Raw genomic sequence first — 20,108 nt, forward strand, 5'->3', positions numbered from 1 at the left:
GCAGCATGGCGCTGACCGTGCCGGCCGCCAGGTGCGACACTTGCGTGAGGAAGGGCGCGATATACGTGTAGGCGGCGAACTGGCCCGTGAAGATCATCGCCGTGGCGATCAGGCCCAGCCTGGCCTTGGGGATGCCGAATATCATCGGCAGCTGGCGCAAGCGGATGGCCTGCGTCGGCGGCAGCTTGGGCAGCAGCAGCAACTGGCCGATGAAGACCAGCACGGCAATGGCGCTGGCCGCGCCGAAAGCGACCCTCCACCCCACCAGTTCGCCCACCAGCGCGCCAGCCGGCACGCCCGCCACCGTGCCCAGCGAGACGCCGGCGAAGATGATGGACATGGCGCGCGACGCATGCTGCGGCGACACGAGGCGCGGGCCGATAGCGCTGCCGATGGCCCAGAAGCCGCCCACGCCCACGCCCAGCATGGCGCGGCCCAGCAGTATCCACGCATACGAGGGTGCCAGCGCCACCAGCAGGTTCGACGCGACCAGCAGGGCGGTGAGGGCCAGCAGCACGATGCGGCGGTCCAGGCGCCCCGAGCCGACGGTGACGAAGATGGCGGCAAACGCGGCAACGATGCCAGGCGTGGTGATCATCAGCCCCGCCTGGCCCTTGCTGATGGCCAGCTCGGCCGCCATGGCCGGCAGCAGGCCGACGGGCAGGAATTCGGAGGTGACGAGGGCGAAAGCGCCGATGCCGACCGACAGGACGGCCAGCCACGGCGCCACGGTGGTATCGTCGCCGGAAGTGTTGGAAGGAGTGTGCATGTGGGTTCCTGAAAAGCGGGAGGTTTTTAACCGGTCGGTATATAATCAGGGCAGGTGGACATCGTTGTCAATAATTTTTTACCGAACGGTATGAAACAAGATAAAAAAGAGCAAGCGCCCAAGGCGAAAACGGGACGGCCACGCACGTTTGACGCGGACGAGGCGCTCGATTGCGCCATGAAAGTGTTCTGGGAAAAGGGTTATGAGGGCAGTTCCCTGCCGGAGTTGACGAAAGCCATGGGCATGAACCGGCCCAGCCTGTATGCCGTCTTCGGCAACAAGGAGCAGCTGTTCCACAAGGCGCTCGAGCGCTACAGCGATACGCGCATGCGGTTTTTCGATGCGGCGCTGGAGCAGCCGACGGCGCGCCAGGTGGTGGAAGCCTTGCTGACGCAGTATGTCGATGCGCAAACGATGCCGGACGGTCCGCACGGCTGCATGGGCGTCAATGCGGCGCTGGCCTGCAGCGACGATGCCTTGCCGATCCGCGATGAATTGTTCGCGCGCCGGCTGCGCGGTGAAATCAAGTTGCGCGACCGCTTGCGGCGCGCGAAGGAAGAGGGGGATTTGCCGCCCGATTCCTGCCCGGAGCAGCAGGCGCGCTTTGTCGTGACCCTGTCGCAGGGCATGGCTATCCAGGCGGCGGCCGGCGTTTCGCGCGAGCAATTGCAGCAGATGGTGGGCTTGCTGCTGCGCAATTGGCCGATGTAACTAGCCCGTCGGGGCGATGGTCTTGGCCAGGTCGCTAGGTGCCTTGCGCCGCCAGGCGGCCGTCAGGGCGGCGGCCAGCATGTCCAGTTCCGCGTCCGCCAGGCACACCGTGATGCCGGCCAGGCGTTCGCCCCACCAGAGTTTCTCGCAACCCGATGGCGTGATGACCGTGGCGATATGCGCCGCTTCCGCATCGAGCAGCACGTTGATGTGCTCGTCGTCGGGCAGGGTGGCAAAGATCTTCCCGCCCACGCGGAAGGCCGGACGGTCGTGGTGTTCTTCCTCGCTCGTGTCGGGAAACGACAGTGCCAGATAGCGTAGTTCTTCCAGGTCGACCATTCCTCTTTCCCCCTCATCGGACAGATAGCAGCGTGACTACATTTTGCCATGCTGTTTCGCACCGTGGTGCAGCGGCATGCGAAAAGAAATGCGCAAGATGCGACACTAACGGACTGGTCTGTGGTGCCGCCGCGACACGCCGCGCACCGCGCATGGTCATCGCGACAGAGTGGGGATGGCGTTTTTCTGCCGCTGGATAGCTGCTTGCCAGAAAAATATCTTTCATGGTTAAAAGAAAAATACTTTTCTTCCAGGGAATTTAAGCTAGAATAGCTTCAACGTCTTACCTGACCCGTCAATTGTCTGGCCTTGTCCCGGGAACCCGAACCCTTTCCAGGACGCTTGCAGTGCCGCCATGGCACGCCGCAAGTCCGCGCTGTTTCGCGGAAGCCACGTCCCCGACCGCTCATTCCTGCAATCCCTAGCGCTACGCCGACACGCCTCAATGCAGCGTGTATTCAGCTCCAGCGCCCCTTGCTGCGCCCACTGAATACTTACTTAATGGATACCATCATGAAAAACTTGCCTAAAATCGCCCTGTCCCTGATCGCTGTCGGTGTGTTTGCCCACGCGAACGCCAGCACCATCACCCTGTCCACCGGCTATTCGGGCGCCAGCGCGCAAAGCTCCGCCGCCGACTACCAGTCCGTCGTGAATGCCGCCGTGGCCACGCCAGGCGCCGGCTATGGTTCGACGACGATTGCCAGCTACAACAACGTCAACAACAGTGGCCTGTTCGGCAGCGGCTCGAATATCGCCTTCAAGTCGGTGATCAATTTTGGCGTCAGCGCGGCTGATGCGGGCGCCTGGAGCTTCCGCAGCGGCGTCGATTTCGGCAAGGGCGGCGCCCTGTTCCTCGACGGCGTGGCGCTGGACTTCAAGAGCAATGACATGTGGTGGGCAGGCAACTACAACAATGGCAGCCAGTTCTTCAGCGGCTCGAGCACCCTGGCGGCCGGCAACCATACCCTGAGTATCTACGGCCTGGAAGGCTGCTGCGATGGCGGCCAGCAAGCGCAATTCAAGGCGGGCAACAACAATTTCGTCAGCTTCGGCGCCAATGACGGCTTGATCTCGGCCGTTCCTGAGCCAAGCACCTACGCCATGCTGCTGATCGGCCTGGGCTTGCTGGGCTTTACGGCGCGCCGCAAGCAGGAAGCTAAGTTCTAAGCAGAAGTTCCAGGCAATAATAAAAAGCCCGCCGGTCTGTCAGGACACGGCGGGCTTTTTGCATGTCGGCCTCTTAATCGCCGCTGTCTTCGTCTTCGTCAGCGCCCTTGGCCGCCTTGCCCCGTTCGGCATCGACGGCGCGCCGCAGGCTGGCCGCGTCGCGGAAGAAGGCGTCCGTCGTGTGATTCGGGCTCAGGCGCAAGGCCGGCGGGTAGATCACGGACATGTACGACTCATCGGCCAGACGGCCGCTGATCTGCAGGTTGCTCAGCAAAATCAGGGTCGAGCCAAGGATGGCCAGCACGACGGCAACGAGGCCGAAGCGGCGCGGATGCTGCGGCTTGATCGTGCACAAATGGTAGTAGATCATGGCGCAGACGATGACGATGAACATATGCCGTCCGTAGCGCGTCAGCGCTTCCAGCGACAGCGCATACGCCGCCACACTGCTGCCCAATTCCCACACTTCCATGGCCAGCAAGCCGCAGCCGATGATGAACACGTGGCGGCCAAAGCGCGCCACATGGCCGAACAATCGGTTTGCCACGGCCCAGATCGAGGCCCACACGAGGCCGCCGGCCAGCGCGGTGGCGACGATCATCAGGTAGGAAATCGGCTCGAAGGCGTCCGCATCGCTGAGCCAGTTGCTGAAGGCGGCCGTGGCGCCGATCATGGCCAGGCCGGCGACGGCGGGGCGCAAGCCTTCCCAGTCGTGCCGGGTCGTGTCGCCCAGTTCGGGCGCCACAGGATGATCGCTGGCGCGCACGCGCAGGCGTGTGTGGCCCAGGCGCACGATGCTGTTGCCGCTCAGGGCCACTTGCAGTTGCCGCTGTCCCCGGTGGATCACGCCATTCTGGCTGCCCAGGTCGCGCAGCAGCAGACCGCCTGCGCCATCGTCTTCGACAATGGCGTGCTCGGCCGCCGTATGCGGGTCGTCGAGGATGAAGTCGTTGCCGTAGCCGCGGCCGAGGCGGATCGGCAGCGATTCGATCCGCTGGCGCCGCTGCACTTCGCCATTCTCGGCGAGGATTTCAAGGTAATAGGGCGGCTTCATGGCTTGCGGCTGCTGGTGGTGGAGGGCGCGCGCGACAGCGCTTCGAGGAAGGTGCGCGTGACGCGCATGCCGTTGGCGTAGGACACGCCGCGCGCGTCGATGCGGCTTTGCAGGCTCATCAGTGGCTCATCTGTGCTGGCGGCCAGCAGGGCAAAGTCGTACAGTCCCGTAAACTTGCGGTAGGCGCGCACGCACAGCACGGCGCGCAGGGGCAGGGTAGTGTTCTTGACGAACTGTTCGGTGCATTGCGGGCCGGTCAGATTCGCGCTCTTGTAGCTGCCGAAACTTTCATTTTTGAACGAGGCGCTGGCCAGTTCGGAAAAGCGCAGCGCGCCCAGTTCGCTGCTGCGCAAGAATTCGTGGCGCATCGATACTTGCCCCGTCTGCAGGGCGCCGGAAATGAAGATGGCCGATTCCATGGCGCAGCTGGTGTTGTCGAGCATGTAGGGCTTGTCGGACTTCACGTTGGAGCGGCCCCAGCAGCGCATCTGGTCGGACTCGCGCACGGGCACGCGGTACGGGCCCATGGCTTTCAGGCTCAGGGGCGTGTCGAGCAGGCGTGCCAGCATGACTTCCTGGTGCGCCAGCAGTTGCGCCGTCACCAGCGGCTTGAAGTCCTTCGGCGGCTTGCCTTGCTGCGCCACCTTGGCCAGCAGTTGCTGGGCATAGCGGGCGGGCACGAGGAAACTGACGAGTTCGCCGTCGAGGCGTTTCGATACGTTCACGCCGGCCACGTCGCCATTTGCCGTGACGCTGGGGCCGCCGCTCATGCCGGAATTGATCGGTCCCGTAAACATCAGCTGGTCGTAGAAACTGCGCGTGACGACGCCGTTGTACGAGCCTTCCGAAATGGCGAAGCCCAGGTCCAGCGGATTGCCCATCGAATACAGGTACTGGCCCTGGGTCAGCGGCGCCAGCGCTTCCGGCATCTTGAAAAAGCCCGTGCCGTGGCGGTTGACGCGCAATACGGCCAGGTCGTGCAGCACGTCGACGGCCAGCAATTCCACATTGCCCCGCTGGCCGCTCGTATCGACCCATTCGCCCACGTAGGTGTCGGGGTCGAGCGCGAACTGGGACACCACGTGATAGTTGCTCACCACCAGGTCGCCCGTGCCGATCAAGAAGCCCGAGCCGACCGACGATTGCGTGCGGCCGTTTTTCAGCAGCACGCGCACTTGCAGGATGTCGGCACGTGCGGCCGTGTACAGTTTTTGCGCGGCCGACGAGGGTGGCGGCAGGGCCGCATGTTCGGTGGCGGCGGGCGCGGCGGTGGCCGGCGGCGGTTTGGCGGGAGGAGTCGAAGCGGCGGGGGCAGTGGCTGGCGCAGCGGCTGGCGCAGGCGCCGGGGCCGCGTGTGCGCCCGCTGCAGCGCACAGGCTGGCCAGCAGGAAGGCGTAGTCAGATAATTTCATGCATCCTTTGTGCGTGAGCAGGAGCGCGGCGGGCGAGGGCCGGCATGCGCCGGCCCGGCAAGCCGGGGCAGCAATTACAGGGCGCCGTCTTCCAGCGCCGGCGCCGTTTCCGGCGTCATCATGTGACCCAGCTTGCTTTGCTTGGTATTCAGGTAGTGCTGGTTGAAGGCGTTGCGGTTGACCAGCAGCGGTACCCGTTCGGCCACCGTGATGCCCAGCGCTTCCATTGCCGCGATCTTGCGCGGGTTGTTCGTCATCAAACGCAGGCTGTGGATGCCGAATTGCGCGAACATCGGCTTGCACAAGGTGTAGTTGCGCGCGTCGGCCTTGAAGCCCAGCTGTTCATTCGCCTGCACCGTGTCGGCGCCCGCTTCCTGCAGGCGGTAGGCGCGGATCTTGTTGATCAGGCCGATGCCGCGCCCTTCCTGGCGCAGGTACAGCAAGATGCCGCGGCCTTCTTCGGCGATGCGTTTCAGGGCGCCCTCGAGCTGGGCGCCGCAGTCGCAGCGCTGGGAAAACAGTACGTCGCCCGTCAGGCACTCGGAATGCACGCGCGCCAGCACCGGTTCGCCGTTGCCGATATCGCCCAGCACCATGGCCAGGTGTTCCTTGCCCGTGGCATGTTCGACAAAGGCGTGCAAGGTGAACTGGGCCCACGGCGTCGGCAGTGCGCAGGAAGTCGTGTAATCCAATTCGCCTGTCGCCAGGATGTCTGCGCCGCTTTGCATGGTTGTGCTCATATAAGTAATTATCAAAAATAAAAGGCGCGCGACACCACTCCGGTGCCGGCGCGCCTTGCCATCATACCAAAAAGCAGGGAAACGTTTTCCCTGGCTGCCATTCGGTCGTCGCAATGTCTGGTGATGAACCTTACTTAGGGGCACTTCCTCCTTTTACAAGGTGAATTGCTGGCTTTGCCTGGCGGATGCCGCCGCCAGGCACGCGATATCAGCTGCCGATGCGTCCGCCGTCGTTCTTGGTGATCACGATGGTGGCCGAGCGGGGACGCTTGCCGGCGCCATAACCGGCGTTGGCCGGCCACTGGCTCGTGTACTTGGACGGATCGCCGATATTCGCCAGCGCCGTGTTTTCGCCCGGATGCTGGATGTTGATGAACATGGTCTTGCCATCGGGCGTTTCGCTGATGCCCGTGATTTCCGAGCCGACCGGGCCCACCAGGAAGCGCTTGAGCGTGTCGGCCGTGGGTTTCTTGCCGATGAAGGTGTCGACGGCCAGGTTGCCGCCGGCCGCCGTCGCGTAGTTCAACGTGGACTTGGCGCCGTCGCCCACCTTGCCGGGAATGGCCGCCAGCATCATGCAATTGGTCACATCTGTGTACGCGCCATCGTCTGTCTGGATCCAGCAGATGCCCGTGTACGGGCTGAACGCCAGGCCGTCAGGGCTTGAGAAATCCTGGTCGGCCGTCAGGTTCGACAGGTTGATCTTGCTGGCGTCGGCGCCGCTCTCGGCGCCAAACAGGTAGACGTCCCACGTAAAGCTGGTGGCCGCTGCCGCGCCCGTGCCTTCCTTGAAACGGATGATGTGGCCGTTCGGATTGCCGTTCTGCGCGCTGCTGCCCTTCATGTCCGTGTAGGCGCGCGGGTTGGCGCTGTCCGGCGCCAGCTGCGACGAGCCGCTCGGATTGACGGTGCGGTTCGAGTTGTTGGTCAGCGTGTAGTAGATCTCGCCATTGGCCGGGTTGACCGAGCACCATTCCGGACGGTCCATCTTCGTTGCGCCCACGGCGTCGGCCGCCAGGCGGGCGTTGACCAGCACGTCGGCCAGGTCGGCGAACTTGTAGGCGCTGTAGGCCTGGATCAGCGCGTTCGACATGGCCAGCTCGATCCACTGGCCGGTGCCGTCGGCGGCCAGCTTGGCCACGTACAGCTTGCCCGAATCGAGGTATTTGTCGCCGGTGGCGATGCGGTCGGCCGGATTGGCATCGGCGGCGGCCCAGACGGCCGTCGTGACGAACTTGTAGATGTATTCGTTGCGCGAATCGTCGCCCATGTAGACGGCCAGTTGCTGGCCCACGGTCGGCACGCTGAAGGCGGCGCTTTCGTGCGCGTAGCGGCCCAGCGCCGTGCGCTTGCGGATGGCTTTGGTCTTGTCGTACGGGTCCATCTCGACGATGTAGCCCATGCCGTTCAGTTCATTGCGGTAGTCGTCGCTGCCGTTGGCCGAGGCGCCGATCTTGCTCAGGTTCCAGCGCGCGTACTTGTCGTCGCTGCCGCCCGTTTCCCAGCCGTGGCGCGAGGCGCCGCCCTGGCTGCGACCATAGCGGTTCAGCGACACGACGGACTTGTCGCCGCGCGCCGCATTGTCGGTGGACGAGCGCGTGAAGTAGCCGGCCCAGTTTTCTTCGCCGGACAGGTAGCTGCCCCAAGGCGACTTGCCCGTGCCGCAATTGTTGATGGTGCCGCGCGTCTTGGTGCCGGTCGGCGAATATTTGGTGACGACGAGGGCGTTGCCGCGCACGGGGCCGGCGATCTCGATGTCCGTCAGCGGCGTGACGCGGCGGTTGAAAGCGGAATCGTTGACGGTGGCCCAGGCGCTACCCGTCTTCTTGACTTCCACCACGCTCAGGCCGTGGACGGCCACTTCCTTGTCGACTTCGGCCGCAGGGCGCGGCAGCGTCGTGGTGCCGCCATTCACGTGCAGGAAGTGCGAAGACAGTTTTTCGTCCGTGGTCGCTTCGTGGTTCATCGCCAGCAAGCCCCGTTCGGCGCCGGACGCCAGCGGTGCGCCGGCGGCGGACAGGCCGTAGTATTCCATGCCGTCGTGGTGGTCGCCGGCGCGGTTGTCGAAATCGGTATCGCTGCCGTCATTCTTGTAGGCTGGCGTGGCCGCGCGCAGCGAGTCGCCCAGCGCATACAGGGCCGTGGCCGTGTAGCCTGCCGGCACCGACACGACGTCGGCCAGGCTTTTCGGCACGGCCGTGAAGGCCAGCAGTTTTTCGGGTATTGGCGTCGGCGTCGGCGTGACGGCGACCGCATCGCTGCCGCCGCCGCAAGCGGACAGGCCCATCGAACCCATGACGGCGGTAGCGGCCGTGACGGCGCTGCCGCGCAGCCAGTTGCGGCGGCTCAGACGGGCGTTCAGGATGCTGTTGAAATGGTTGTCGTGGGACGCGTTGCTGTCAATGTCGTTCAGATCGGTGGCGCTGATGGCCAGATCGTTGGGCTTGTTCATGGGCTGCGATGTCCTGTGGTTGCGTGATTTAAAGGCAACCGCATGATAGTTGTCGAATGTGACAGCGCCATGTCAGCCTGATGACAAAACGGTGACAGGCTGCCGGCCGGGCGGGCCGCGTCGATGACGGGCCCGTCCGGTCAGGCAGCCTTGGTCTTACTTGGCCTGGCGAAAGCCGCGCTCCACCAGCAAGAGCATGCCGCCGAAGATGGACAGGTTCTTCAGGAAGTTCGTCAGCTGATCCTGGAAGTGGGCCGCATCGGCGCTCCAGAAGGCGTGGAAGATGAGCGTCGTCGGAATCAGGAACAGCGCCAGGGCCAGCGCCGCCCAGCGCGCCTGCCAGCCCGTGATCAGCAGCAGGCCGCCGCCCACTTCCAGCACGATCACGCCCACCAGCAAGATATTGGCGATCGGCAAGCCCTGGCTGGCCATGTAGCCGGCCACTCCCGCAAAGCCGCCGATTTTCAGCAAGCCCGAGACAAAGAACAGCACGCCAAGGGCGGCACGGCCGAGGGGGAACAATACATTGCTTCTGTTTTCCATGATTTTCTCTTTCTTTGTATTTATCAATTATTTAGGCAGGTCGAAGAGCAGGAACTCCGCATCTTCCGGCTGAGTGATGATCACGCTAGCCTCTTGCGTCAGTTTCAGCGCATCGCCCGCTTTCAACGGCGTGCCGTTGACGACCAGGCTGCCGCGGATCAGGTGCACATAGGCGAGGCGGCCTTCTTCCAGCGCATGTTCGGCCTGTTCGCCTTCCTGCAGGATGCTGGCGTAGATGGCCGCATCCTGGTGGATCAGCACGGAACCCTGGCGGCCGTCGGAGGAGGCGATCAAACGCAGCTTGCCCCGTTTGCTTTCCGGCGTGAAGTGTTTCTCTTCATAGCTGGGGGGAATGCCCATCACGTTCGGCTGGATCCAGATCTGCAGGAAGTGCAAGCCATCCGTTGCCGAGTGGTTGAACTCGCTGTGGCGCACGCCGCTGCCGGCGCTCATGCGCTGCACATCGCCGTAGTGCAGGACGGAACCCGTGCCCATGCTGTCCTTGTGTTCCAGCGCGCCGTCGAGCACATACGAAATGATTTCCATGTCGCGGTGGCCGTGCGTGCCGAAACCCTGGCCAGGCGTGACCCGGTCTTCATTGATCACCAGCAAGGGGCCAAAGCCCATGTGCAGCGGATCGTGGTAGCTGCCGAAGGAAAAGCTGTGGTGGGAATTGAGCCAGCCGTGGTTGGCTGCGCCGCGTTCTTCGCTATGACGAATCTGTAACATGGTGGACTCCGTTTCTAAAGGTTAATGTGCGATAATTTCGAAGGACCGTTGCCTGGCGCTACGCCGTGGCTTCTTTTCTGCCCTTCGCTGTACGATGAACAAAGTATAGGCCCCCTAGCGGAGAAAGAAAAACGGAAAATCTTGCGACCTATGATCGAAAAAATCGAATGTTAAGACTGAGCCTGGAAGCCCTGCAAATCGTTGACGCCATCGACCGCCGCGGGTCGTTCTCGTCGGCTGGCAAGGAGTTGCATAAAGTCCCGTCCACCATTTCCTATACGGTGGCCAAGCTGGAAGACGACCTGGGCGTGCAAGTGTTCCAGCGCAATGGCCCGAAAGTCATGCTGACGGCGGCCGGGCAGGAATTGCTGAAAGAGGGCCGCTATCTATTGAAGGCGGCACAGGACCTCGAGCACCGCGTGCGCAGGGTGGCGTCCGGCTGGGAAACGGAATTGTCCATCGGCATCGATTCCATGTTTTCCGCCGTGGCCCTGGCCGACGACGTGCGCGCCTTTTACGACGTGGCGCAGCAGACGCGCCTGCGCCTGTCGCAAGACACCCTGTCGGGCACGTGGGAAGCGCTGCTGGACCGGCGCGCCGACTTGCTCGTTGGGGCGCCCGGCGACGGGCCGGCGGGCGGCGGCTATATCGCGCAGCCGATCGGCATGCTCGACTTCGTGTTTACCGTGGCGCCCACGCATCCGCTGGCGCAGGTGCAGGAGCCCCTGTCGCGCGGCCACCTGCAGCAGCACCGGGCCGTGGTGGTGGCCGATTCGGCGCGCCAGATGGCGCCGCGCACGGTGGGGCTGCTGCTGGGCCAGGATGCCTTGAGCGTGCCGAACATGCAGGTCAAGTTCGATTACCAGGTGCTGGGCCTGGGCTTTGGCTTCCTGCCGGGACCATGCGCGCGCGCCGCCATCGCCCGTGGTTTGCTGGTGGAAAAGGCCGTGGAAGAGCCGAAACCGTCGGAAACGTTTTATCTGGCCTGGCGCGTAGGCGAGGATGGCGCGGCATTGCGCTGGTGGATGGCGCGCATGCGCGAGCCGGATGTGTTTGCCCGCCTGGCGCAGCATCTGCCGGGCCATTCGGCGTAGGCCTTAAAATGTTGACATACGCCAACATTTTTAAGTTACCATATTCGCAGTATTGCAATTGTATTTCTTGCCCGACCTCCATGCCCCACAGTGGGATTTTGATGATTACACACACCGCAGCGCCCCCGATACCTTCCCCTGACCTGGCCCAAGCGTGGGGTTGCCATGCTTGAGGCGAAGGTCGCGCTGTGCCTGCGCCTGGCCCAGGATGCCCGTGAACAGGCGGGGCCGCAGCAGGCCGCCACCCTGGCGCGGCTGGAGGAAGAGCTGGAGCGCCTGCGCGGCGCCAGCCGGCCCGTGGTGCGTGTGGCCCCTCCCGACGCCTTGCTGGAAATCGATCCCGACGGTTTTTTGATCGGCTGGAACCATGGCGCCGAACAGATGTTCGGCTATTCCGAAATCGAGGCGCTGGGCCAGCACATCCTGTTTTTGTATCCGGAAGACGACGCGGAAGCGAGCGTTCTGGAACTGCATTTCATGCAGGGCGACGTGGCCACCGATGTGCGCCGGCGCAAGAAGTCGGGCATGGTGACGTGGCTGCGCATGCACCGCCACGTGATCCACGACCAGGCGGGCAAAGCGTGCGGCATGGCCGTGCGCCTGTCGGCCATGAGCGAGCCGCTGTCCGACGTGGACAAGGTCAGGTTGCACGCGCGTATCATCGAAGACAGCGAGCAGGCCGTGCTGATCACGGATGCGGAAGAGCGCATCGTCTCCATCAACAGCTCGTTTAGCCGCATCACCGGCTACTCGCCGGCCGAAGCCATCGGCCGCACGCCGGACTTGCTGCGCTCGGGCGTGCACGACCCCGATTTCCGCGCCAAGGTGCGCGCCGCCATGCGCGGGCACGGTTCCTGGCGCGGCGAAATCATCGGCAAGCGCAAGAATGGCGAACTGTTTCCGCAAGACGTCACCATCAGCGTCGTGCGCGACGAATTTGGCGAAATCAGCCACGTGTTTTCCCTGTTTTCCGATATCTCGGTGCACAAGGATGCGGAAGCGCGCATGCAGCGCATGGCCAACTACGACAGCCTGACGGGCTTGCCCAACCGCTGCCTGCTCAATCAATTGGTCGACCAGGGCCTGGCCGAAGCGAAACGGCAGGGGACGCATGGCGCACTGATGGTCATCGACATCAGCCGCATCGGTTCCATCAGCGACACCTTGGGCCATGAAGTGGGCGACCAGCTGGTGATCGCCATCGGCCAGCTGTTCCGTGGCGCCCTGCGCGACGCGGACATCCTGGCGCGCGTCGACAACAGCAAATTCGTCGTGGCCCTGCTGCATATCGAAAAGCGCGAACATGCGGCGAACGTGGCGCAAAAGCTGCTCAACCTGCTCGAGGCGCCGATCAATATCGATGCGCACGCGCTGCACGTGGGCGCCAGCATCGGCATCACCGTGTATCCGGAAGACGGCCTGGAAGCGCCGGCCCTGTTCCGCTTTGCCGACGTGGCCGTGTCCAAGGCGGGGCAGACCATCGAATCGACCTTCCTGTTCTACCGCGAAGACATGAACCGCCGGGCCAAGGAACATTTGCGCCTGGAAAGCGAAATGCGGCTGGCGCTGGGCGACAAGGAACTGGAATTGCATTACCAGCCGAAAGTGAGCCTGGCCAGCGGGCGCATCGTGGGCGCGGAAGCCTTGCTGCGCTGGAAGCATCCGATGCGCGGCATGGTCTCGCCCGGCGTCTTCATCCCCGTCGCCGAGGAAACCAGCTTGATTCTGGAACTGGGCACCTGGGTGCTGGACGAGGCCTGCCGCCAGATCCGCAACTGGGAAGACCGGGGCCTGCACATGCCGGCCATCGCCGTCAACCTGTCGGCGCGCCAGTTCGATGAGCAGTTGCCTGCGCGCATCGCGGCCGTGCTCGAGCGCTATGGCGTGCGGCCCGACCAGATCATGCTGGAAATCACGGAAAGCCTGCTGATGCGCGGCGCCGACAAGGTCATCGGCATCATGAACCAGCTGGTGGCCATGGGCCTGGCGCTGGCGCTGGACGACTTCGGCACCGGCTATTCCAGCCTCGCCTACCTGAAGAAATTCCCCATCAGTACCTTGAAGATCGACCGCTCGTTTGTCATCGGCTTGCCGTTCGAGGAAAACGATTGCGCCATCGCCCGCGCCATCGTCACCATGGCGCAGCAGCTGCGCCAGGAAATCGTCGCCGAAGGGGTGGAAACGGCCGAGCAGATGCGCTTCCTGCGCGAACTCGGCTGCGACCAGCTGCAAGGCTATCTGTTCAGCCCGGCCGTGCCGGCGGCGGAATTCGAGCTGATGCTCGATGAAGGCCGGCAATTGCGCCTGGAAGCGGCAGTCTGAAGCCTTAGCGATCAGACGCGCAGCAAGCCACGGAAACCCCGGCTCGCATAATACGAGTCGGCGCCATTGTGATAGACGAAAACCTGCTCATAGCGGCGGTCGCAAAACAGGGCGCCGCCCAGCGCCCGGATAGGGTCCGGCGTCGCGATCCAGCTCGATGTCTTGCGGTCGAACGGTTCCAGTGCCTGCATTTGGCGGTACTGCGTTTCCGTCAGCAAGGCGACGCCCATGGTTTGCGCCATGGCCATGGCGCTGCCGGCCGGCTTGTTGGCCTTGCGCGCGGCCAGGGCATCAGCATCGAAACACAGGCTGCGCCGGCCGAGCGGGCTTTCTGCTGAGCAATCGCAAAACGTGACGGCGCCCGTGTCGTCGGCGTGCCCGATGACGTCCGGTTCGCCGCCCGTGTCTTCCATTTGCTGCAATATCGCCAGGCTGGCGGGAGCGGCATCCAGCCGCGCCAGCACCTTGTCCCACGTCCAACCCGGATGGCGGTGCATGTGCTGGCTGAAGCGGATTTGCAAGGTGTGGATCAAGTCATCATGCATGGCGCGGCTCCGTGGGCTTTCAACGAGACAGCCGATTATAAGACGCGATGCGGGCAGGCGGCGCTCACCCCAGCTTGACCTTTTCCAGCAGGTAATCGAGCATCACGCGTACCCTGGCCGGCACTTGCAGGCCAGGTCCCACGAAGACGGCGTGCACGAGTTCCCTGTCGCCGGGATTGTAATCCTGCAGCACGGGGACCAAATCGCCCCGCTCGATATCGCGCAGCACGTGCTGGCGTGAAAAGCGTCCCAATCCCATACCGGCCAGCACCAGCTGGCGCATGCTTTCGCCATCGCTGACGCAGGTATTGCCCTGCGGCGCCACCTGCAACGTTCCGCCCGCGCCATCGAGGAAAGGCCAGGTTTCGTTCTGGCAGCGGAAATTGAAGGCCAGCAGATTATGTGAGGACAATTCCTGCGGCGTGCGGGGCAAGCCGTGCCGCGCCGCGTAGGCGGGCGACGCCACGACGACCATCGCGTCTTCGCCCAGTTTGCGCGCCACCAGGTTCGATTCCTTCAGCTTGCCCGTGCGGATGGCGATGTCGGTGCGGTCTTCCAGCAAGTCGACGATGGCGTCGCTGACGACGACGTCGAGCACGATGTCGGGATAGCGCTGCGCGAACTCGGGCAGGATGGGCAGCAGATGGCGCACGCCGAACGGCACGAAGCAGTTGATGCGCAAGCGCCCGCGCGGCGCCGCACCCTGCGCCGCTTCGCGCTCGGCGCCATCGATATCGTCAAGGATGCGCTTGCACTGCACGAAGAAGGCGTCGCCCTCCGGCGTCGTGTGCAACTGGCGCGTGCTGCGCTGGAGCAAACGTGCGCCGAGCCGCGCTTCCAGGCGGTTGACGAGCTTGCTGACGGCCGACGGCGTCAAGGCCAGGCGGCGCGCGGCGGCGGAAAAGGCGCCCGTTTCCACCACGGCCACAAACACGGCCATCTCGAACGCGCGGTTGATGTCTTGCCTGGCCATTATTGAATCCATTTCACAGGTGTTTCCATTATTAGAGTCTATATCAAAAGCATTTGTATCGATACACTGGCCAGCTTGAACTCAGCCGGAGAATGCCATGATCACCGCAAGCCCTGTTTCCCCTCAATCCAGCAAGATGCCGCCCGGCGTGCTGGCGTTGGCCGTCGGCGCCTTTGCCATCGGCGTGACCGAATTCATCGTCGTCGGCATCCTGCCCACGATTGCCAAGGATTTGCACATTTCCATTGAATCGGCCGGCTCGCTGGTCAGCCTGTACGCGCTGGCGCTGGCCATCGGCACGCCGCTGCTGGTGCTGCTGATGTCGCGCCTGCCGCGCAAGGCGGCCCTGCTGGGGCTGATGAGCGTGTTCCTCGCCGGCAACCTGCTGGCCGCCTTTTCCCACACGTTTGAGTTGTTGCTGCTGGGACGGGTCATTACGGCCGTGGCGCACGGCACCTTCTTTGCCATCGGCGCCACCGTGGCGGCCAGCCTGGTCAGCAAGGCGCAGGCGGGCAGGGCGATTTCCGTCATGTTTGCGGGCTTGACCCTGGCCATGGTGATCGGCGTGCCGTTCGGCAGCTTCCTTGGCAATTTGATGGGCTGGCGCTTGCCCTTTTTTGCCGTCGTCGTGCTGGCTGCGCTGGGCCTGGCCGCGATGGCGCGCTGGCTGCCGGCCGGTTTAGCGCAAGGCAAGGGCGGCAAGGCCATGACGCAGCTGGCGGCCCTGGGCAGCGGACCCATTATCACCATGATGGCCGTGACGACGTTCGGCTTTGGCAGCAGCTTTGCCGCGTTCACGTTCATTACGCCCATCCTGACGGACGTGACGGGTTTTTCCGCCACCATGGCCAGCGCCTTGCTGATCGTGTTCGGCGTCGCCACCTTTGCCGGCAACCTGGCGGGCGGCTACCTGACCAGCCACCTGGGCTGGCAAAAGGCCTTGCGTGTGATGCTGCTGTTGCTGGCTGTCACGCAAGCGGGCGTGGCGCTCAGCATCGCTTCGCCATGGATGATGACGGTGATGCTGTTCGTCTGGGGCGTATTCGCCTTCGGCCTGTCGCCCGCCCTGCAGGCCGGCATGCTGGCCACGGCCGAGCGCTATACGCCGCAAGCCGTCGATTTCGCTTCGGGCCTGAACATTTCCGCGTTTAACCTGGGCATTTCATTCGGTTCCATGCTCGGTGCGCTGATGGTCTCGCGCCACATGATGGCCTTGTCGCCGTGGGCCGGCGTGGCGGCGGCATTGCTCGCCTTGCTGCCGCTGGCCTGGCTGGCGCGCAGGAGCGTGGCGAAATCAGGATCGGTAGCGCAGCGCCTCCACGAAGGCTGAAAACGCGGGCGTGGCCTGGCGCCGGTTCGGATAGTACAGGTGGTAGCCCTGGAAGGTGGGACACCAGTCGGCGAGGATCTCGACCAGGCGGCCATCGGCCAGGTAAGGCGCCAGCAGCGGCTCTGGCACGTAGGCCAGGCCGATGCCGTCGAGCGCCGCGTTGAGCACGTGCATGATGCTGTTGAACACCAGCTGGCCTTCGGCCTTGACGGCAAAAGCATGGCCATCCTTTTCGAATTCCCAGGCGTAGATGGCGCCAGCGGGCCGATGGCGGATATTCACGCAGGCGTATTCTGTCAGCGCATGCGGCGTCGCGGGCGCTCCATGGCGCGCGAAATACGCGGGCGACCCTACCACGGCCAGGCGCCAGTCGGGGCCGATGCGCACGGCGATCATGTCCTTGCTGATCGCTTCGCCCAGGCGGATGCCCGCGTCGAAGCGCTGCTCGACCACATTCGTAAAGCCGTAGTCGACCACCAGTTCCAGGCTGATGTCGGGATAGTCGCGCAGGAAGCCGGCCAGCATGGGGCGCAGCAGCAATTCGATATGGTCGTCCGTGCAGGTGACGCGGATGGTGCCCCTGGGCTTGTCGCGCAGCGCGCCCAGCGCCTCGACCTCGGCGGCGATCTGCTCGAACAGGGGCGCGATGGCCAGCATGAGCTTTTCGCCCGCGTCGGTGGGCGCCACATTGCGCGTGGTGCGCGCCAGCAGGCGCACGCCCAGCCGTTCTTCCAGGGTGCGGATAGTGTGGCTGAGCGCGGACGCAGTGATGCCCAGCCTGGCGGCCGCCCTGGTAAAGCTGCGTTCCCGCGCCACGGCGAGGAAGGCTTGCAGATCGTTGACTTTGGTCTGGCTCATTACTGAATTTTTCTCATAACTACATCAAGATTGTACCCGCTAATCAAAAGAGCTTGCCTGCGTCAAGATGGTGCCCTGACTTTTAAAGGAGCATGGGCATGAAGACAACACGCATGAAAACGACAGCTGGCCGCCGCGAATTCGTCAAGGCAGCGGGCACGGGCATGGCGGCACTGGGCGTCCTGTCCGTCTTGGGCGCACCCGTTTTTGCCGCCGCGCAGGGCGCAGCCGCTGCGCCGGCCTTGCCGACTGGCGCTGACAATTTCTACAAGAGCGGCAAGGTGACGGTGCAGCCAGTGCGCTTCCGGAACCAGTACCAGATGACGGTTGCCGGCAATCTGTTCCTGCCGGCGCAGCTGGACCCCGCTCTCCGGTACGCCGCCATCATCGTTGGCCACCCGATGGGCGCCGTCAAGGAGCAAAGCGCGAACCTGTATGCGACCAAAATGGCCGAGCAGGGCTTCGTCACCCTGTCGCTGGACCTGTCGTTCTGGGGCGAGAGCGAGGGGCGGCCGCGCAACGCCGTCTCGCCCGACATCTACGCCGAGGATTTCAGCGCGGCCGTCGATTTTCTCGGCGCACAAGCCCTGGTCGACAGCGAACGCATCGCCGCCATCGGCATTTGCGGCAGCGGCAGCTTTGTCATCAGCGCGGCCAAGATCGACCCGCGCATCAAGGCCGTCGCCACGGTGAGCATGTACGACATGGGCAGCGCCAGCCGCCATGGCTTGCGCCGCTCGCAAACGCTGGCGCAGCGCCAGGCTGATATCGCCGCAGCCGCGCGCCAGCGCCAGGTGGAATTTGCCGGCGGCGCCACCGCGTACACGAGCGGCACCTTGCCCGAGCTGAGCGCCAACGCGGGCCCCATCGAACGCGAATTCCACGACTTTTACCGCACACCGCGCGGCGCCTACATCCCTGCCGGCCAGCTGCCCGAGCGCGCCACCCGTCCCACCTTGAGCAGCAACGTGAAGTTCATGAATTTCTATCCCTTCATGGATATCGAGACGATCTCGCCCCGTCCGCTGCTGTTCATCACGGGCGACCAGGCGCACTCGAAGGAGTTCAGCGAGGATGCCTACCGGCGCGCCGCCGAGCCGAAGGAACTCCATTACGTTGCCGGCGCCGGCCACGTCGACCTGTATGACCGCGTGACCCTGATCCCCTGGGACAAGCTGGCGTCATTCTTCCAGCGCGCCCTGGCGGCATGAGCGCGGTCCGCAGCGAGGCGCCAGCGCCCGCATTCTGGGGCGGCATCTTTGCCATGACCCTGTGCGTGTTCACCCTGATCGCTTCCGAATTCATGCCCGTCAGCCTGCTCACGCCCTTGGCGGCGGACTTGCACGTCAGCGAAGGCCTGGCCGGCTATGGCATCGCCATCTCGGGCGCCTTCGCCGTGCTGGCCAGCCTGTCCATCGCTACCCTGGCGGCATCGATGAATCGCAAGACCTTGCTGCTGCTGTTGACGGGCCTGATGTGCGTGTCCGCGCTGGTGGTGGGACTGGCCACCAGCTACGCGATGTACATGGCGGGACGCGCGCTGATCGGCGTCGTGGTAGGGGGATTCTGGTCGATGTCGGTCGCCGTGGCGATGCGCCTCGTACCCAGCCACAGCGTGCCCAGGGCGCTGGCCATCTTCAACGGCGGCAACGCGCTGGCGACCGTGGTGGCCGCGCCGCTGGGCAGCTATCTGGGCGCCAGTATCGGCTGGCGCGGCGCCTTCCTGTGCCTGGCGCCCGTCGCGCTGCTGGCGCTGGCCTGGCAGTGGCGCAGCCTGCCATCGATGCCGGCGGCGCCGCGTTCGGCCCGCTTCGGCCAGCTCCTGCGCCTGCTCGAACGCCGCCAGGTGGCGCTGGGCATGCTGGCCGTCGGCGCGTTCTTCATGGGGCAGTTCGTGCTGTTTACCTATGTGCGACCGTTCCTGGAAAACGTCACGCGCGTCGGCGTGCCCACCTTGTCGATGTTGTTGCTGGCGATCGGCGTGGCCGGCTTCATCGGTACGGCGCTGATCGGCGTAGTGCTGCAGCGTGGCCTGTACCGCACGCTGGTCGCCATTCCCTTGCTGATGGCCGTCATCGCGCTGGCCCTGCTGGCGTTCGGTGACGAACTGGCGTCCGTCTTCGTGCTGCTGGGCTTGTGGGGATTGCTGGCGACGGCCGCGCCCACGGGCTGGTGGTCGTGGCTGGCGCAGGCCTTGCCTGATGATGCCGAAGCCGGCGGCGGCCTGATGGTGGCCGTCGTCCAGCTGTGCATAGGCTTTGGTTCCACCGTGGGCGGCATCCTGCTCGATGGCCACGGCTTTCGCGCCACCTTCACGGCCAGCGCCGCGCTGCTCGTGCTGGCCGCGCTGCTGGCCTGGCGCACCGCGCGGCTGAGGTGAGCTTATTCCAGCAGCGCGGCAATGGCCAGCGGCGTGGCGCTGGTGAGGACTTGCCCCGCGTCCGGATGCGCGCTGAAACGGTAGGCGAAGACGCGGAAACCGGCCACGGCGTCGCCGGGAAACGCGGGGCCTTCCTGCGCCGCCAGCGGAACGGCCGTACCATCGCCACCCTGGTAGCGCACTTGCGCCCCGTCCGTCCTCGCATACGAAAACTGTACGCCGGCGCAACGCTTGCCGTTCGCCCCGCCCGTGGAGCGCAGGTAGGCAAGCAGCTGTTCGCAGGCGGCGCGCAAGTCGGCCGCCGCATACACGCCATCGGGGCGCGTGACGATGGAGACCCAGGCGCTTGACGTGATCTGGCCCGGCTTGCGGTTCCAGGCCAGCTCCGCGTTGTCGTCGTAGGCGGCTCTGGAAAACGGGAAGACGGCCCGGCCCAGCGCATCGAGCGGCAGCGCCAGCTGCGCGCCCTTGCCGTGCAAGGTCAGGCGCAAGCCATCGGTGGACACGCCGGCGTCGCGCGGGCGCAGGCGCAGATGGTTTTGCAGGAATTGCTTGGGCTTGCCGTATTTTTCGAACCAGATCATGTGGCGGTAGGCATCGCGGTAGGCGATCCAGTCGCCCGCTTCCTGTGCGCAGGCGAACGCGGGCAGCAGTGCCAGGGCGAGAAGCAGGGATTTGAGCATGGCG

19 protein-coding genes are annotated in these 20,108 nt (G+C 64.4%); 7 read left to right on the forward strand and 12 right to left on the reverse strand.

Annotation, left to right across the window (positions count from 1 at the left end):
• A partial coding sequence (locus VM94_RS28995; RefSeq protein ID WP_046684687.1) for an MFS transporter occupies window positions 1-769 on the reverse strand: 769 nt, incomplete at its 3' end.
• Between the two features lie 90 nt (window positions 770-859).
• Between VM94_RS28995 and VM94_RS12960 the strand changes: the two genes are divergently transcribed.
• On the forward strand, window positions 860-1,480 hold the full coding sequence (locus VM94_RS12960; RefSeq protein WP_046684567.1) for a TetR/AcrR family transcriptional regulator: 621 nt from the start codon (window positions 860-862) through the stop codon (window positions 1,478-1,480).
• Here the strand turns inward: VM94_RS12960 and VM94_RS12965 are convergent, their stop codons facing one another.
• On the reverse strand, window positions 1,481-1,819 hold the full coding sequence (locus VM94_RS12965) for an MmcQ/YjbR family DNA-binding protein (RefSeq protein ID WP_046683867.1): 339 nt from the start codon (window positions 1,817-1,819) through the stop codon (window positions 1,481-1,483).
• Between the two features lie 513 nt (window positions 1,820-2,332).
• On the opposite strand from VM94_RS12965, the gene VM94_RS12970 reads away from it, so the two are divergent.
• Window positions 2,333-2,989: a CCXG family PEP-CTERM protein gene (locus VM94_RS12970; RefSeq protein ID WP_046684568.1), complete on the forward strand. Its 657-nt coding sequence runs from the start codon at window positions 2,333-2,335 to the stop codon at window positions 2,987-2,989.
• Window positions 2,990-3,062: 73 nt separating this feature from the next.
• Here the strand turns inward: VM94_RS12970 and VM94_RS12975 are convergent, their stop codons facing one another.
• The 6 genes from VM94_RS12975 to VM94_RS13000 all read right to left on the reverse strand — a co-directional run bounded on the left by VM94_RS12975 (window position 3,063) and on the right by VM94_RS13000 (window position 9,919).
• Complete coding sequence (locus VM94_RS12975) at window positions 3,063-4,043, reverse strand: FHA domain-containing protein (protein ID WP_046683868.1); 981 nt, start codon at window positions 4,041-4,043, stop codon at window positions 3,063-3,065.
• Window positions 4,040-5,455, reverse strand: a complete 1,416-nt coding sequence (locus VM94_RS12980) for a S1 family peptidase (protein WP_046683869.1) — start codon at window positions 5,453-5,455, stop codon at window positions 4,040-4,042. Before VM94_RS12980 ends, VM94_RS12975 begins: the two co-directional genes overlap by 4 nt.
• 74 nt (window positions 5,456-5,529) lie before the next feature.
• Complete coding sequence (ribA, locus tag VM94_RS12985; protein ID WP_034749940.1) at window positions 5,530-6,183, reverse strand: GTP cyclohydrolase II; 654 nt, start codon at window positions 6,181-6,183, stop codon at window positions 5,530-5,532.
• A 220-nt stretch (window positions 6,184-6,403) separates the two neighbouring features.
• Entirely contained in the window at window positions 6,404-8,647 is a 2,244-nt protein-coding gene (locus tag VM94_RS12990) for a PhoX family protein (RefSeq protein WP_046683870.1), read from the reverse strand.
• A gap of 156 nt (window positions 8,648-8,803) precedes the next feature.
• Complete coding sequence (locus tag VM94_RS12995) at window positions 8,804-9,190, reverse strand: DoxX family protein (RefSeq protein ID WP_046683871.1); 387 nt, start codon at window positions 9,188-9,190, stop codon at window positions 8,804-8,806.
• A 27-nt stretch (window positions 9,191-9,217) separates the two neighbouring features.
• Window positions 9,218-9,919 carry a pirin family protein gene (locus VM94_RS13000; RefSeq protein WP_046683872.1) on the reverse strand — a complete coding sequence of 234 codons (702 nt, stop codon included), beginning with the start codon at window positions 9,917-9,919 and terminating at the stop codon, window positions 9,218-9,220.
• A gap of 167 nt (window positions 9,920-10,086) precedes the next feature.
• Here VM94_RS13000 and VM94_RS13005 point away from each other — a divergent pair, with 167 nt between their 5' ends.
• Complete coding sequence (locus VM94_RS13005; RefSeq protein WP_046683873.1) at window positions 10,087-11,013, forward strand: LysR family transcriptional regulator; 927 nt, start codon at window positions 10,087-10,089, stop codon at window positions 11,011-11,013.
• Between the two features lie 165 nt (window positions 11,014-11,178).
• Window positions 11,179-13,335 carry a putative bifunctional diguanylate cyclase/phosphodiesterase gene (locus VM94_RS13010; RefSeq protein ID WP_046683874.1) on the forward strand — a complete coding sequence of 719 codons (2,157 nt, stop codon included), beginning with the start codon at window positions 11,179-11,181 and terminating at the stop codon, window positions 13,333-13,335.
• Between the two features lie 11 nt (window positions 13,336-13,346).
• Here VM94_RS13010 and VM94_RS13015 read toward each other — a convergent pair whose 3' ends face one another.
• Window positions 13,347-13,880 carry a DUF4256 domain-containing protein gene (locus VM94_RS13015; protein ID WP_046683875.1) on the reverse strand — a complete coding sequence of 178 codons (534 nt, stop codon included), beginning with the start codon at window positions 13,878-13,880 and terminating at the stop codon, window positions 13,347-13,349.
• A 64-nt stretch (window positions 13,881-13,944) separates the two neighbouring features.
• Window positions 13,945-14,853 carry a LysR family transcriptional regulator gene (locus tag VM94_RS13020; protein WP_046683876.1) on the reverse strand — a complete coding sequence of 303 codons (909 nt, stop codon included), beginning with the start codon at window positions 14,851-14,853 and terminating at the stop codon, window positions 13,945-13,947.
• Window positions 14,854-14,950: 97 nt separating this feature from the next.
• On the opposite strand from VM94_RS13020, the gene VM94_RS13025 reads away from it, so the two are divergent.
• Window positions 14,951-16,183 carry an MFS transporter gene (locus VM94_RS13025; RefSeq protein WP_046683877.1) on the forward strand — a complete coding sequence of 411 codons (1,233 nt, stop codon included), beginning with the start codon at window positions 14,951-14,953 and terminating at the stop codon, window positions 16,181-16,183.
• Here the strand turns inward: VM94_RS13025 and VM94_RS13030 are convergent.
• Window positions 16,148-17,041, reverse strand: a complete 894-nt coding sequence (locus tag VM94_RS13030; RefSeq protein WP_046683878.1) for a LysR family transcriptional regulator — start codon at window positions 17,039-17,041, stop codon at window positions 16,148-16,150. The two genes, VM94_RS13025 and VM94_RS13030, sit on opposite strands and share 36 nt — an antisense overlap.
• Before the next feature lie 98 nt (window positions 17,042-17,139).
• On the opposite strand from VM94_RS13030, the gene VM94_RS13035 reads away from it, so the two are divergent.
• Together VM94_RS13035 and VM94_RS13040 are read left to right on the forward strand one after the other, a co-directional pair.
• Entirely contained in the window at window positions 17,140-18,252 is a 1,113-nt protein-coding gene (locus tag VM94_RS13035; protein ID WP_235432907.1) for an alpha/beta hydrolase, read from the forward strand.
• Complete coding sequence (locus VM94_RS13040; RefSeq protein ID WP_046683879.1) at window positions 18,249-19,421, forward strand: MFS transporter; 1,173 nt, start codon at window positions 18,249-18,251, stop codon at window positions 19,419-19,421. The genes VM94_RS13035 and VM94_RS13040 overlap by 4 nt, the downstream gene beginning before the upstream one ends.
• A 2-nt stretch (window positions 19,422-19,423) precedes the next feature.
• Here the strand turns inward: VM94_RS13040 and VM94_RS13045 are convergent, their stop codons facing one another.
• The gene (locus VM94_RS13045; protein ID WP_046683880.1) at window positions 19,424-20,104 is read right to left on the reverse strand and encodes a hypothetical protein; all 681 of its coding nucleotides are present in this window, start codon (window positions 20,102-20,104) and stop codon (window positions 19,424-19,426) included.
• Window positions 20,105-20,108 lie beyond the last annotated feature (4 nt).

The organism is Janthinobacterium sp. KBS0711 (assembly GCF_000988085.1).
In the GTDB taxonomy this organism is placed as follows: Bacteria; Pseudomonadota; Gammaproteobacteria; order Burkholderiales; family Burkholderiaceae_D; genus Janthinobacterium; species Janthinobacterium lividum_E.

Excerpts from the sequence above, each read along its gene's own strand:
- VM94_RS13030 (WP_046683878.1), bottom strand. The coding sequence starts at position 17,041 with ATGAGCCAGACCAAAGTCAACGATCTGCAAGCCTTCCTCGCCGTGGCG.
- VM94_RS12995 (WP_046683871.1), bottom strand. The coding sequence starts at position 9,190 with ATGGAAAACAGAAGCAATGTATTGTTCCCCCTCGGCCGTGCCGCCCTT.
- VM94_RS12970 (WP_046684568.1), top strand. The coding sequence starts at position 2,333 with ATGAAAAACTTGCCTAAAATCGCCCTGTCCCTGATCGCTGTCGGTGTG.
- VM94_RS12975 (WP_046683868.1), bottom strand. The coding sequence starts at position 4,043 with ATGAAGCCGCCCTATTACCTTGAAATCCTCGCCGAGAATGGCGAAGTG.
- ribA (WP_034749940.1), bottom strand. The coding sequence starts at position 6,183 with ATGCAAAGCGGCGCAGACATCCTGGCGACAGGCGAATTGGATTACACG.
- VM94_RS13015 (WP_046683875.1), bottom strand. The coding sequence starts at position 13,880 with ATGCATGATGACTTGATCCACACCTTGCAAATCCGCTTCAGCCAGCAC.
- VM94_RS12960 (WP_046684567.1), top strand. The coding sequence starts at position 860 with ATGAAACAAGATAAAAAAGAGCAAGCGCCCAAGGCGAAAACGGGACGG.
- VM94_RS13000 (WP_046683872.1), bottom strand. The coding sequence starts at position 9,919 with ATGTTACAGATTCGTCATAGCGAAGAACGCGGCGCAGCCAACCACGGC.
- VM94_RS13005 (WP_046683873.1), top strand. The coding sequence starts at position 10,087 with ATGTTAAGACTGAGCCTGGAAGCCCTGCAAATCGTTGACGCCATCGAC.
- VM94_RS12990 (WP_046683870.1), bottom strand. The coding sequence starts at position 8,647 with ATGAACAAGCCCAACGATCTGGCCATCAGCGCCACCGATCTGAACGAC.
- VM94_RS13025 (WP_046683877.1), top strand. The coding sequence starts at position 14,951 with ATGATCACCGCAAGCCCTGTTTCCCCTCAATCCAGCAAGATGCCGCCC.
- VM94_RS13035 (WP_235432907.1), top strand. The coding sequence starts at position 17,140 with ATGAAGACAACACGCATGAAAACGACAGCTGGCCGCCGCGAATTCGTC.
- VM94_RS12980 (WP_046683869.1), bottom strand. The coding sequence starts at position 5,455 with ATGAAATTATCTGACTACGCCTTCCTGCTGGCCAGCCTGTGCGCTGCA.
- VM94_RS13040 (WP_046683879.1), top strand. The coding sequence starts at position 18,249 with ATGAGCGCGGTCCGCAGCGAGGCGCCAGCGCCCGCATTCTGGGGCGGC.
- VM94_RS13045 (WP_046683880.1), bottom strand. The coding sequence starts at position 20,104 with ATGCTCAAATCCCTGCTTCTCGCCCTGGCACTGCTGCCCGCGTTCGCC.
- VM94_RS13010 (WP_046683874.1), top strand. The coding sequence starts at position 11,179 with ATGCTTGAGGCGAAGGTCGCGCTGTGCCTGCGCCTGGCCCAGGATGCC.
- VM94_RS12965 (WP_046683867.1), bottom strand. The coding sequence starts at position 1,819 with ATGGTCGACCTGGAAGAACTACGCTATCTGGCACTGTCGTTTCCCGAC.
- VM94_RS13020 (WP_046683876.1), bottom strand. The coding sequence starts at position 14,853 with ATGGCCAGGCAAGACATCAACCGCGCGTTCGAGATGGCCGTGTTTGTG.